Source organism: Humibacillus sp. DSM 29435 (assembly GCF_001758225.1).
Classification (GTDB): domain Bacteria; phylum Actinomycetota; class Actinomycetes; order Actinomycetales; family Dermatophilaceae; genus DSM-29435.
Genome location: NZ_MAST01000017.1, coordinates 1 through 12,823, shown reverse-complemented (window position 1 = coordinate 12,823; position 12,823 = coordinate 1). Strand labels below are relative to the sequence as shown.

The window sequence follows — 12,823 nt, the reverse complement described above, 5'->3', positions numbered from 1 at the left end:
CGGGTGCGCGCGGTTGCGAAAGCTCGCGCGGGGCGTCGCCCGCTTCCAGCGGGGGAGGTCGGCGTGACTGGCTCGGTGGGCGCAGCCAGATCGAGCGGCGATGTGCCGTCTAAGCTGTGGGCAGGCGCGGCCGGGCTGACCGGTGATGACGACTCGGGGGCGTGCGTCGGGGGGCTGGGCTCGGAGAGATCCAGCGACGTGGAGACCTTCGGTGTCGGCGGCGCCGTTGCGGGAGGCACCACGCCAACTGGTGCGCTGACCCGGGGCGGAGCGAGTGCGGACAGGTCCAGTGACCCGTCCACGGTCGGGATTGAAGGCGTGCTCGGAGTACCCGGCGCGGGGCTGTAGGTCCGTCTGGACGGGCGCTTGGCTCGACCGGCGGTGAAGTCCACCGCAGGCAGCGGGCGAGGGGCGGTCGTCGATGCGGCGCTAAGAGTCCCGGCCGACCTTCGCAGGGCCCGATGGCGCATCCACGGCAGATCGATGCGTGGCTGCGCCGTTGCGGGGCTGCCGATGCTCACAGGGACACCCCGAAGTCGGCGGCCATGCCGACGATGCCCTTGTCGTAGCCCTGGCCGATGACCTTGAACTTCCACCCGCCCTGGTGACGGTAGAGCTCACCGAGCGCGAGGCCAGTCTCCGTTGACAGGGCCGGCGCGAGGTTCTCGGACCGGACCAATTCCGCGTTCCCGTCGAGGTTGAGGACGCGCACGCTGGCTTCGCGCAGTTGACCAAGAGACCGGCGTGCGGCCACGCCTTCGTTGATATACGCGATGACGACGATGCGGGACACCTCGGTTGGTACTGCGTGCAGGTCAACCTCGATCTGCTCGGTGTCACCGCCGACCGCGGCCCGCAGCTGGGTCACGGACAACTCCGGCGTAGACAACTGGTTGAAGAAGACGAAGTGCTCGTCTGACAGTGCGTGGCTGCCCTCATCGCACAGGATGGTCGCCACGACGAGATTATCGGTCACGACAGGCTCGGCGGAGGAGAGTTTTACGCCGATCACGACCCCGTCGAGGCTCGGAATTTCACGCGTGAGGGCGACGTTCGAGCCGCGCCGCATAGGGGCTGCCATCAGAGGTCCAGGTCCGATCGGGAGAACTTGGTACGGAGGAAGTTGCCCTGAGTCATGAGGGCGTCAGCGTCCTGGTTGTGCACTGCGACGAGGGTCGCAGACACAGACGTCTGGAGGTCGTCGATCTGTTCCAGCAGCGACTGTGTCGGGGTCCGCCCGGCCCCGCGCGGGGTGTCGCGCAGGTCGCGGTCTACCGCAAGGTAGCTGCGCAGTGTCGTGGGGAGATAGTCCCCGAGGGTGCCCTTGACAGTGATGACCGCGTAGACGTCGAGCGAATGTACCTGGGAGGTGTCGATGACCTCGCGCAAGGTGTCGGTGAGGTGCCGGGCCGCGACCACGGCGGCTGCGGGCAGCCGGCCCGCGTTCGCGTTGATGAAGGTGTTCAGCTGCATGACCCGCGTGAGCAGGGCGTCGGGGCTCGCGCTAAGGTCGGTGCCCGGCGCGGCGCCCGCCGCTGCGGCGTCCGGGGTGGGCGCGTTCTGTTGCTCGTGCCCTCTCCTGAACCAGGCCATCTGTGCTGCTCCTTCATCGGGTGGTTTGAAGTTCTCTCCAAGTGTGCCGTTCCACCCCTCGGTCAGCATCAGCTGGGCGGGGGCGATAGCGACGTGACGAGAGTGGGCCAGTGCTGAGGACTGCGCCCGGCTAATGCTGTCAGCCCTTCAGCTCGCTGGCGCGTGTGCGGTCGAGGTACGGGCGAGCCTTCTGGATCTGTTCCCCGAGGGCGCCGATGGTCGCTGCCATGGAGTCGTTCGCCTGGGTACGGAAGGTGTCGATGGCGTCCATGGTCGCGAACACGTTGTCGAACGCGGCCTGCAGCTTGACCACGTCGATGGTGGAGGTGGCGGCCTGTTCGTGGATCGCGGCGCCCTGCGTCCTCAGTTGCATCGGCGTGGACTCGGTGAGGTTCGAGGCGACGGTGTTAAGCGCGTCGATCTGGTCCAGGACCAGCCTCTGCTGCGATAGGGCCTGGCTGACGATGACTGCAGTGCGCAGCGCCGAGATAGTCGTGGTCTGCGCCCTGTCGACGCCGCGGATGAGCTCGAGATTGCTCTTGCGGATGAGCTCGAGAGCCATATAGCCCTGAACGTTGACCGCCATCTGCGTCGTGATGTCCTGCCGGCGCTGGCGGACCGCGAAGAGCGCGTCGGAACGCAGCGTGTCCGCCACCTCGGCGCGACCCTGCGCCTCGAGCGTGCCGGCCTTGACGGCGATAGAGACCTCGAGCGCGGCAGCAAGCTCTCCGTACTCGGTGAGCCTGGCCATTGTCGCCCACATGTTCTGCTTCTCGGTCTCGATGGCCGCGTTGTCCTTGCGAAGCTCGTCCTCACCGGAGGCGAGCGCCTGGATGATCGCGTTCAGGTGCGACTGCGCCGACTGGTACTTCGCGAAGTATGCGTTGATGCTGTTGCCGCCCGGGAGCCACTTGCGCAGCTTTTTCGAGACGTTGAGGTTGGCGCGTTTCGGGTCGAGCTCGGTCACGGTCGTGCGCAGGTCAACGAGCGTCTTGGACACCCGCGTCGCGACGTCGCCGTCGTTGATCTTGCCCATGGCAGCCGCTGGCCGGTCGAGCATCCGGGAGGACATCGACGCGGACGAGCGCAGCTCGGTCTCACCCATCGATGTGATCGAGGCGAGCTTCTGCGCGAACACCGGCGACTTCACGTCGAGCGAGACGAGCTCGCTGGCGAACGCGTCCGCCTTGGTGCGCAGCGTAGTCTGCGCGGCTGTCTCCAGCGGGACGGCGGCCACGGCTTGTTCGGCCGTCACGGTCGCGACCGGTGCGGGCGGGGTCAGCACTAGCGCGTCAGCTCCGGGCTCGAGAACGGCGGCGGCGGCCACCGGGGCGGGGCCAAGGTTGAGCTCGGACATACAGGTCTCTCCTCGGGTTGGTCAGGCCATCGTTACTTGCGGCATTTCGTTGGCCCCCAACAATCTGGACACGACCTGGGGCCAGGCACGACGACGGGTACTCGGGCCGCTACGGTTCCGTCGGTAAGGGGCGGTTCCGGCACGATTTATTTTGCGCTTCCACCTGCGGAAGACCAACATGATTAACTCCGTCATCAAGTTTGCATTATTGACAGGTGAACGCCCAGCCGACGAGGAGCCCACGGACGGCCCCGCGGCTCGACCGGATGACGTCGAGGCTATCGCGCGCTGGCTCGTCTTCCGTCGAGGCGAGATTCCTGTGGGCGATGTGGGAGTCAGGCCGGTGAGACTGATAGGTGGCTGACCAATGACGAAAGGACCTTGGACGCCCGACTGGTCAAGCAGTCCAAGTCTCGTTCGCAAGGCTGTGAAGTCCCGATTGCCACCAGAGTCTTGACCAAAATGAACGCGTGCGGCTGTACAAGCGGGTCCGGCCTGGTGCACGGGCATGGGTGGAGGGCCTTGGTGAACGTGCCGACACCACACAACCGAACTTTTCGGTTGTGTGGTGTGAGGATGAGGTCATGGCCGTGGTGACGAGGGAGTACCCCGCATTACGGGAGGTCTCGGGTCGCAGTTCAACAATGGTCTTGAGGTCGCTCTCGATGGTCTGTGGCATCGCACTTGGTGTGGTTGCTTTGCTGTCCGCGGCAGTCTTGCTGACCGATCGCGCCTCCACGTCACCGTTGCCCACTGACCTGATGCTCATCACGGCGTCACTGGTGTTGGCTGTCCGTATCGCCCGCGGACGCCTCAGTTGGGGAGAGATCGCGGGCCTCTTGGTCATCACTGTGGCGGCGAGCCTCTATGCGCCGTTCTCTGTTCTCGCCCAGTTCGTTGGACCTGCGGTAACGGCCGTCCTGCTTCTCGCGGTGGTGGTCTCGATCCAGGGGCGTCCCGCCCTCGTACTCGGGATCTGTCTCACGATCGCCTCCGTCGTGGTGATACTGCAGTGGAGCGGGCGTGGGTGGCAGGCGGCGGCGACGATGGGAGCTCTGCAGTTAGGAATGTTGACGGCCGCCTGGGCGGTGGTGAACGCGCTCTTCCGTGCCGTGACCACCTCCGACGCCTTAGCGACTCAGCTACGTGACGCAGAGCTACGGACCCGCGTGGTCGAAGCGCAGCACGCAAGTCAAGAGACCATTCGGAGGGTGCTGCACGATGACGTCCTCACGGCCTTGCGGTCCGTGGCGGAGCCGGTGGCGGTCGCGAATACCTCCGTTGATGCGCCGTCTCGCAAGGCATGTCGCGACGCGGCCCGTGCCATCCGTGAGCTCACGGCCGACCGGCTGATAGACCCAGCGGACGCCGCCCACGTTCGCGTCGACGGACCTCAGGCTTCCGCGACTGCCTCGGGCCTGGGAGGGCTCATCGTGGAGGGTCTTCCATTGACCGTATCCACCCACACGTTGGCTGGGCCCTCACCCGCGCCGAGCGTTGCCCGAGCACTCGCCTTATCGGCGCGCGAGGCACTGCGGAACGTCGGCCGCCATGCCGGTGTCAATGAGGCCACGCTCACAGTCGACTTTTCCGTGGGGGGCGCCGAAGTGCGAGTGAGTGATCGAGGTAGCGGGTTCTCTGTGCGCGAGGCGACCCTTGGAATGGGGATCAGCTCGTCCATCATGTCGAGAATGGAAGAGGTGGGTGGTTCGGCTACCCTGCGCTCAGGCGACGGATCGGGGAGCACTTGGACTCTTCGTGGTCCAGTAGGCCCCCTGGCGTCCGAAGTCACCATGATGAACGAGAACACCGGACACGACTTCCTCACGACGGAGAAGAGAAGGCTGGCACTGGGCCTGACCATCCCCATGTTGGCGGCTAACCTCTTCGTGGCGATTTTGTATGTGCCCAGCAACAGGTTATTTGCGGTGGAGGTGCTGGTGGCGCTGGCTATGACCGCCAGTACCGTGGCGGCCGCCATGCTCGTCGTCCGAAAAGCCTTGGGTCGCGCGGTGATCAGCGTGTTCGGGACGCTGCAAGCAATGCTGCTGCTGGTCCACATGTGGGGTGCCGGCCCCGGGGCGGCAAGTGACTTCAGGTCGTGGGGGTCAAGCTTGGGAGCGTTGCCTCTCATTCTTCTGGCGTTTTTTGTGACCTCTCCCGCGGCCCTTGCCGTGCTCGTACTCCCGTACGCGACCGTCCTCGGTTTCGTTGTCGCGCGTGACCCAGTCGCGAGCCTCACCTCTTCATTGGGGTTTCTCTCCGCCGTCACGACCACGGTCACCAGCTGGCTCTTAGGGACGGCGCTGCGCCGTTCCTGGCGGCAAGTGGAGGAGCAGCGACACCAGGTGCATCTAGCCCAGGTGACCGACGTGCGCCGCTCGTCCGTCGAAGAGGTCAAGGACCAGTACCTGAGCCGTGCCATCGAGACAGTCCTTCCGCTGCTGGAAGCCGTCAGCAGCGGACGAAGCAACCTCGACGCGGCCGACATCCGGGCAGAAGCAGCACAGCTCAGTTTGGCTACGCGTGATGACCTGTATGCGCCGGGCTTTTTCCCTCTGGATCTTCGCCAGGAGGTGGCCGAGTTCCGCAGGAACGGTGGTGTCGTGGACGTCAGACCTGGGTTCCCACCCGGCCCCGGACAGGGACCTGCGGGCGCCCTTCTGCAAGCACTGGTGCGTGACCGGGTAGGCGCGCGACGGGTTATCCTCACCTACCTGACCGGTGAGGATCGTGGTGTACGGGTCGTGGTCGTCCCGCCGTTGTCCGAAGACGAGATGGCTAGCTTGTCGCGCGCCCACGGCTTGGAGTCGGCCGCGGTGGGCGGGGATGAGTTCGTCTCGTGGCTGTTTCTGACCGATCCCCACAAATGAGGATGGCCACGCCACGGGTGGTCGACTATAAAGTTACGATGGCATCTCTCGACCTCGGCGAACCACCATGGAGCGTCGCCGTGGTGGACAACCACGAAGCAGCACGGTTGGGCGTGATGGCCTACCTCTTGACCCGGCCGGACCAATTCGGCCCCTGTGCAGGGTTCGAGGGCCTAGAAGCGTTGTCAGCAGCGACATGGACCCCACGCCTGATCGTGCTGGACCTTTATCTGGGAAGAGACGACCAGCCCACGATCGACGCCATCCCCGGACTGAGGGAAGCAGGTTCGGCGGTCATCTTGTTCACGTCCGAGGAGCGCCCCGTCCCCTTACGGCGAGCCGTAGCAGTCGGCGTCTCGGGCCTCGTCCTCAAGAACGACGGGATGATGCCCCTGTACCAGGCGCTGGTCGCGGCGGCCAAGAGTGAGTTCACGTGCTCGAGCATCGTGGCCGAAGCCCTCCTCACAGATCCGACCCTCGTGGCGGCCATCACCCCGCGAGAGACGCAAGTTCTCACGGGCCTCGATCAGGGTCTTAGCCATCAACAGGTGGCGCGACGGCTCGGCGTTCAGGAGAGCACGGTGCGGAGTCATCTGAAGTCCGTCCGTGAGAAGTACATGACCCTCGGACGCAACGTCACCAACACCCTCTCTCTCATCCGAGAAGCCGACGAGGAGGGATGGCTCGATCACAAAGCCTGAGCCGGCCTGAGCCGCCACCCTGCGGACCGCCCACGGGCCACCCCCCGATTGTGGGGAGTGCGTCGATTTGTTGGAAAGCCTAGGTTCGTCCCTACCGGCCATCGACGGTAGCACCCCTCAATGGCCGGGGCGACACAGAAGTGACCGAACTCCGCGGCGCGAGTACGGACCAAGGCCATGAACATCCTCATAGCGGGTGACACTCGCGGACACCGCCCTCAGCTAGGCTCGAACTAACGTACTTGGCTCAACCACGAAAATTGGTTAAGCCTCTTAGGCCTCTTGGGAAGTTCCCATGGCTATAACCGAAAGGAATCACATGTTCAAAACCGAAGCCCAAAAGAACGCCAGCGGGAACTACGACGTCCAGGCAACCTGTCCCAAGGGACACACCTGCTTCAAGAAGCGAGGAGATCGAGAACCCTACAAGTGCCCGTACTGCGGGAATGACGTTCCCTGATCCGGCTCTTCACAAACCAGGACGTGGCAGGGGTGGGCCAGTCGGTCCCCGGGGTAGGGGTCGATGGCATCGCATGATGGGAGTTCTGACGCTACCCATCTGGAAGACCGCGACATGCCTGACAGCACCTTCGCTTGCCCTGACCTGACCGTGTTCACCCGCTCGGTCGATCTCGGCCAGCCTGCCATTTGTCAGCGGCTTGAGCCCGCCCGCGCGGTCTTGGCGCGCAGACCATTGCGCCATATCAGTGGTGCCACCGCTGGGGTTGGCAGGGATTTGCGGGGCGGCGTCTTGGGCCGGCTCGCGAACCAACCCTTCGGGGGGGATGCTGGACGTCACGGACCGTCGCTGCGAGTGCAGCGGGTGCGGACACGTGTGGCGAAAGGACACCACACGCGCGGCCGATCCTCGGGCGAAGCTCTCCCCACCGTGGGCCGCGAGGAAGCGTTGGAGGGGACCGCTACTCAGCATCTTACCGTGGCCCGCTTTGGGGAAGGTCCTGGGGCGGTGTGAACACCACGAACGACGCGGTCCTGGCCGAGAGCACGAGGGTGTTGATCAGCGACCCGGCCCGCTTCGAGGGGGCCAGCACCATTGGCGTCGACGAACACGTGCGGCGGCACACAGGCATGGTGACAAGTATGTGACCGTGATCATCGACCTGACCCCAAGCCGCACCAAGACGGGGCCTGACCGCCCGTTGGACATGCCCGAGGGGCCATTCCAAACAAGCCTTCAAGGCGTGGCCCGCTGGCCGCCCACAGGCCTGGCGTGACGGGTTGCAGGTGGTGGCGACGGACGGGTTCACCGGTTCAAGACCGCCACCACCGAGGAGCCGCCCGACGCGGTCACGGTCATGGATCCGTTTCACACCATCAGCTTAGCGGGCGACGCGTAGGACCAATGCTGGGCGCCGGCTCCAGCAACGTTAGGTCAGCAGTCAGCAGGAGGTCCACCGACTCCATGCAAGCGTCTTTGACGAATCGCTCACCGATTCATACGGATCGTGATTAGGATTTAGAGGAAACGGCGCTACCGCCTCGGAGCGCCAGCAAATGCAGAAAGAGTTGAGATGGCACTTCAAAATTTCGATGCGAGCCAGCCCGATGTGGATCGCGTTGGTGACGTACTCACCGACGATGAGGACTTAGTCGCCATAGTAGCGACGTTCCAGAGATTGATCGCGGTCACATCTCGGCGTCTCCTTCTGCTCGAGAAATCGGGAGACTACTCCGTGATCCGAAACAATCAAATCTCCTCGATCGAAGTCTCGGATGGTCGCGGCCAGGAGAAGTTCCTGAAGATCTACTTCGGCGGGGGATTGAGCCGCACGATCTCGGTACCCGGCAAACGGCAAGCCACAGCGATCGTAAGTGCAGCCGCGCGATAGCGGCACCACTGTGTCCTTGGCGGCTGAGCAACCACGGTGGAATGGCTTCTGGGGTGAAGGGTTGTCGGCGTTGCAGAGGGGGATCCCGGTCAGTAATAGTCAGCGCTGCCGCCCACATTCCTTGATGATCTTCGTATTCAAAACGAGTTTAGTTCGACGGACCAACGACGAGGGAAACGTCGGTTACGAAGCATCAGCTTCCTGTTGAACCACAAGAGAGCACTCTCTCCGAGAGCGCCAAGAAAGGAAATGCCAAATGGCGCTTATCCAGTGTCGAGAGTGTAAGTCAGAAATTTCGGATTCGGCGGCAGCGTGCCCACGATGCGGGGTTTCCGCCCCAGGTGGGAACAGTACACTCACCTTTGTCAGACCCAGTTTGCTGAACGGGGCTGCGAGAGTAGACGTCTATGTCGACGGACAACCCTACGGCGCACTGAGGGTGAAAGGCCGACTCAGTGTTCCCGTCACACCTGGAAACCACCATGTTGAGTTCAGAACGAGCCAAGGGAAGTCAGGTGTCGGGACTGTTTCCGCAACAAGCGGAGATACAACGGTTACCGTGAAGTTGAACGTCTTAGGATCGCCCAAGATCAGTTGATGTCGGTGGGCGCCGACTGGGCCGCGACGACCAGGCCCAAGCGGTGACCGAACGGCTTAAGAGGCTGCCAGATTCGCGGAAACAGCAGGTTGCCTAGGCCCACGAGGTGGAACCTGTCCGCCACGATCACCACGTCCGGTAGCGCGTCCCGGACGGCTTTGGCGGCTCTTCAACGCGTCCAGAGCGTCTTGTGCGAGGCGGGCGGCGGCTGGTTCCTGGTGTGCCGCGAGGCGTAGCGCTCCGAGGACCTTGTCGTGGACCAGGCCGTCCCACTCGGCGGGTTCGGCCACATGCGCTTCGCGATGATCACCCATCAAGTACGCAACCTGGGCCGCAATCGAGTCTGGGGCGGCGTAAAGAAGATCTCCATGATCCGGGAAACCCCAAAACGCCCACCGGGATGGCTTGAGTCGGCTAGCGTCTGCCTGCGACGTCGCAGAGTTCCACCGCCGGCCAGTGGCCGTGCGCTGGCAGCGTGGCTGTCGATCTTGAGTTCTGTCGCTCGGTGATGAGGAGATCTATCTTGGATTCATCCTTCTGCGGCTACAACCGGCGCATAGACCAATTGCCTTCTGCGGGCTCAGGGTTGCGCGCCGCAGTTGCCAGCCGAGCCTGTTCGCAGGCGAGAACTTACGGACATCGCTGTCGTCCACGACAGTTTGCAGTTGCAGGCTGACTCGATGGCGCCGCTGCGCAGAAACCTGCAAACGGGTAGATCTCTCGCCTGTCCGGGGCACCTGGGAAGCGACGTGCTTGAAGTCGGATTAAACCCTTCGGTCGTAAACAAATGCGACGAAGACTGCAGACCCTAGAGTACATAGAAGGGACACAGGCCTCGATGCGAATTCGCCTGGTTGCGGGAGGGGTGGCGGTCATCGCCGCGTCTATATTCGGCATTCAATCGTGCACGGCAGCCGACCACGTGTCATGCGCCGACTTCGTCAGCTCCTCCTCGGCTCAGCAGTTGGACGCTGTCCATGTATGGCAGAACTCCAACGGGGGCCGGCCGTTGGGGGACATGTCCGATCGCGCTGACGTGTCGATGCTCAGCAGCTATTGCAGCCAACCGAGTCACTCTGGTGACAACCTGCAGGACCTTCAGGTTGGCGTCGGCCGGGGCAGTTAGCCCGATTCCCTCACCGGGGCAGATAGCTCCATTTCCTCAGAAGTGAACGTGCTCGCGAGAGGCTAAACAGATGGATGTTGTTTTGGGAGTGGGGTTCATTGCGGCCATAGTTGGTGTGTCAATGTACTTCTCGCACCTCAAGGAGAAGGGTGGCGCTGCGGGAAGGGCGGTATCCGGGGTAGAGACCGTCGGCCGCGGCATCGGCTGGGTGCTGCTGCGCGTCTACGCCGCAGTTCTAATTTTTGTTGGTTTCCTGATGATCTTCGTCGTGCAGGACGCGCCGACTGGCACCATGGTGGCCGGAGTCGCGATCGGCGCCTATGGGCTCTACGTGATGTTCGGCGGTAGGTTTGTCGTCTATTGACCGGCCTGGACCTGCATCACTGGCGTCGCGCCTTCGCCGACGTTACTGGTCTGTCTACGCTGGTACCTATGACGCGATCTGGGACTCGCCGCTGACCGAGCAGATCGGTCTCGAGGTGCTTGGCGCTCTGGATCCGCAAGGCCCGGTTCTCGAAGTCGGCTGTGGCACTGGCCTGGTCACCCGGCAGCTCGTTGAGGGCGGCCGCGTGGTGATCTCGCTCGACGCTGACCCCGTGATGATCCGGCACATGGCGCGACATGGCGTGCGCGGGGTGACGCAGGCAGACGCGGCGCAACTGCCGTTGGCCGACGCATCCTTCCCTAACGTCGTGCTCGCCAATGTGCTTCACGTAGTCGAAGACCCGAGCGCTGTACTGCTGGAGGCGATGAGAGTCGCATCGCCCCTCGGTCGCGTCGTGGTGACCTGGCCGGTGGACCGGCTCCACCCACAAGCTCTCTCGCGCACCGAGCGACGCCTGGGTCGCTCCCGGGCCGGCGCCGCCCGCGCGAACCTCTTGCGGATCATCACCGGCGTCCCCGGCGCGGCGTTGCGTGTGCGCCGGTGGAGAACCTCAGATCTGGCCCAGCATCTTGATGACGCCCGGCTGAGCTCGGCATGGGAACCTCTTGACGCTCGCGTGGTACATGGCACCGTGCACCTCAATACTTACGCGATCCGTGAGAGGTCGGCGTCCGAAGCTGTCGGTTGATCGGCTTTCAAACTTGACCGGGCAACGCGGTGTTTCTGGCTGACAGTCGCCGATGTTGGCGGGTGCAGGAGCACCGTATCAGGCGAGAGAAGGCTGGCACTGGGCCTGACCATCCCCATGTTGGCGGCTAACCTCTTCGTGGCGATTTTGTATGTGCCCAGCAACAGGTTATTTGCGGTGGAGGTGCTGGTGGCGCTGGCTATGACCGCCAGTACCGTGGCGGCCGCCATGCTCGTCGTCCGAAAAGCCTTGGGTCGCGCGGTGATCAGCGTGTTCGGGACGCTGCAAGCAATGCTGCTGCTGGTCCACATGTGGGGTGCCGGCCCCGGGCGGCAAGTGACTTCAGGTCGTGGGGGTCAAGCTTGGGAGCGTTGCCTCTCATTCTTCTGGCCCGACTCGTGCCACTTTTGCTGATTTTTGGGGTCGGGCTGGTGTTTGTGCAGTTCAGGGCCGTGACCCGTGGTGGGTTGACACACTAATCGGGCCGGTAGGTTCACCTGGTGGTGTTCGTGAGGAAGGTCCGGACGGCCTCTGGGGCGACCGCGGTGCAGATCGCGCAGCGTCGGAACGGGCGGGACCGGGTGCTCGAGCATCTGGGTTCGGCGCACACCGAGGCCGAGCTGGTCGCGTTGGTCGCGGTGGCCCGCCGGAAGGTGTACCCGGGGCAGGGTGAGCTGGATCTGAGCGCGGGAGCGGTGCCGGCCGGGTACGCAGTGATCACCGCGAAGGCCAGCGCCGTGTTGTGGCAGGTGTTGTCGGGCGCGTACACCCGGTTGGGGTTCGACGTGGTCGGTGACGCCTCGTTCAAGCAGTTGGTGTTGGCGCGGATCGTGGAACCGACATCCAAGGCTGACTCGGTACGGGTACTGGCTGAGATCGGCGTCGGGCACGCGTCGCTGCGCATGATGTTCCGGTCTCTGGCCCGGGCCCAGGAGCGCGGGTACGGCGACCAGATCGCGGCCGCGTGCTTCGCCCATGCCGCGACGTGCGGGGACCTGTCGCTGTGCTTGTATGACGTGACGACGTTGTACTTCGAGGCTGAAGACGAGGACGACCTGCGTAAGGTCGGGTTCTCCAAGGAACGCCGCGTGGACCCGCAGATCGTCGTGGGGCTGCTGGTCGACCGGAACGGGTTCCCCCTAGAGATCGGCTGCTTCGAGGGCAACCGGGCCGAGACCACCACGATCATCCCGATCGTGAAGGCGTTCGCGGCCCGACACAACCTGGCCGACATGGTCATCGCCGCTGACGCCGGGATGCTGTCGGCGACCAACCTGTACCAGCTCGATCAGGCCGGGCTGAGGTTCATCGTCGGTTCCAGGGCCAGTAGGCTCTCCGCATTTGAGCGGGGCGGCACCTGATTCATGCTGCTGGTCTCTGCCCTCGGGTGAGGGCGATGTGGACCATGATGCGCCTTCGGTAGTTGTCCATGTTGGTGAACCCACACCCGACACGTTTGGTCTGTTTGATGATCCGGTTGAAGCCCTCCGTTCGGGCGTTGGTCACATCCTCGGTGAGCGCGACCAGTACAGCCGGCCACCACGTCTCGATCGTGCGCGCGAGCCGCGTCGTCTCGTCCATGTCAGCCCGCGCTGCAGCGTCGTAGAAGTCGAACAACCGAGCCCGGATCAGGTGTGGTTCGCACTCGCCCA

Annotated in this window: 10 protein-coding genes and 2 pseudogenes; 8 read left to right on the top strand and 4 right to left on the bottom strand. The window is 64.0% G+C overall.

Features of this window, described 5'->3' with window-relative positions; genetic code table 11:
* Window positions 1-517 precede the first annotated feature (517 nt).
* The 3 genes from BA895_RS12540 to BA895_RS12530 all read right to left on the bottom strand — a co-directional run bounded on the left by BA895_RS12540 (window position 518) and on the right by BA895_RS12530 (window position 2,950).
* Window positions 518-1,081: a TerD family protein gene (locus BA895_RS12540; protein ID WP_070192249.1), complete on the bottom strand. Its 564-nt coding sequence runs from the start codon at window positions 1,079-1,081 to the stop codon at window positions 518-520.
* Entirely contained in the window at window positions 1,081-1,593 is a 513-nt protein-coding gene (locus tag BA895_RS12535; RefSeq protein ID WP_070192248.1) for a hypothetical protein, read from the bottom strand. The genes BA895_RS12540 and BA895_RS12535 overlap by 1 nt, the downstream gene beginning before the upstream one ends.
* Before the next feature lie 139 nt (window positions 1,594-1,732).
* Entirely contained in the window at window positions 1,733-2,950 is a 1,218-nt protein-coding gene (locus BA895_RS12530; protein WP_070192247.1) for a toxic anion resistance protein, read from the bottom strand.
* Window positions 2,951-3,420: 470 nt separating this feature from the next.
* Here BA895_RS12530 and BA895_RS12525 point away from each other — a divergent pair, with 470 nt between their 5' ends.
* The 8 genes and pseudogenes from BA895_RS12525 to BA895_RS23545 form a co-directional block, all read left to right on the top strand.
* The gene (locus tag BA895_RS12525; protein ID WP_139142632.1) at window positions 3,421-5,823 is read left to right on the top strand and encodes a hypothetical protein; all 2,403 of its coding nucleotides are present in this window, start codon (window positions 3,421-3,423) and stop codon (window positions 5,821-5,823) included.
* A gap of 38 nt (window positions 5,824-5,861) precedes the next feature.
* Window positions 5,862-6,524, top strand: a complete 663-nt coding sequence (locus BA895_RS12520) for a response regulator transcription factor (protein WP_175442313.1) — start codon at window positions 5,862-5,864, stop codon at window positions 6,522-6,524.
* A gap of 574 nt (window positions 6,525-7,098) precedes the next feature.
* Window positions 7,099-7,879: pseudogene (locus BA895_RS24485) on the top strand (transposase); the annotation flags it as partial.
* 177 nt (window positions 7,880-8,056) lie between these two features.
* On the top strand, window positions 8,057-8,374 hold the full coding sequence (locus tag BA895_RS12515) for a hypothetical protein (RefSeq protein ID WP_139142631.1): 318 nt from the start codon (window positions 8,057-8,059) through the stop codon (window positions 8,372-8,374).
* A gap of 1,794 nt (window positions 8,375-10,168) precedes the next feature.
* Complete coding sequence (locus tag BA895_RS12505) at window positions 10,169-10,462, top strand: hypothetical protein (protein WP_139142630.1); 294 nt, start codon at window positions 10,169-10,171, stop codon at window positions 10,460-10,462.
* Window positions 10,449-11,171, top strand: coding sequence for a class I SAM-dependent methyltransferase (locus tag BA895_RS12500; protein ID WP_083283294.1), 723 nt, complete (start codon window positions 10,449-10,451; stop codon window positions 11,169-11,171). The genes BA895_RS12505 and BA895_RS12500 overlap by 14 nt, the downstream gene beginning before the upstream one ends.
* Window positions 11,172-11,288: 117 nt before the next feature.
* Window positions 11,289-11,585 carry a hypothetical protein gene (locus tag BA895_RS12495; RefSeq protein ID WP_070192240.1) on the top strand — a complete coding sequence of 99 codons (297 nt, stop codon included), beginning with the start codon at window positions 11,289-11,291 and terminating at the stop codon, window positions 11,583-11,585.
* An 86-nt stretch (window positions 11,586-11,671) separates the two neighbouring features.
* Window positions 11,672-12,511: pseudogene (locus BA895_RS23545) on the top strand (IS1634 family transposase); the annotation flags it as partial.
* A 22-nt stretch (window positions 12,512-12,533) separates the two neighbouring features.
* On the opposite strand, the gene BA895_RS12485 reads toward BA895_RS23545, so the two are convergent.
* The coding region (locus BA895_RS12485; RefSeq protein WP_139142629.1) for a transposase at window positions 12,534-12,823 on the bottom strand (290 nt) is incomplete at its 5' end.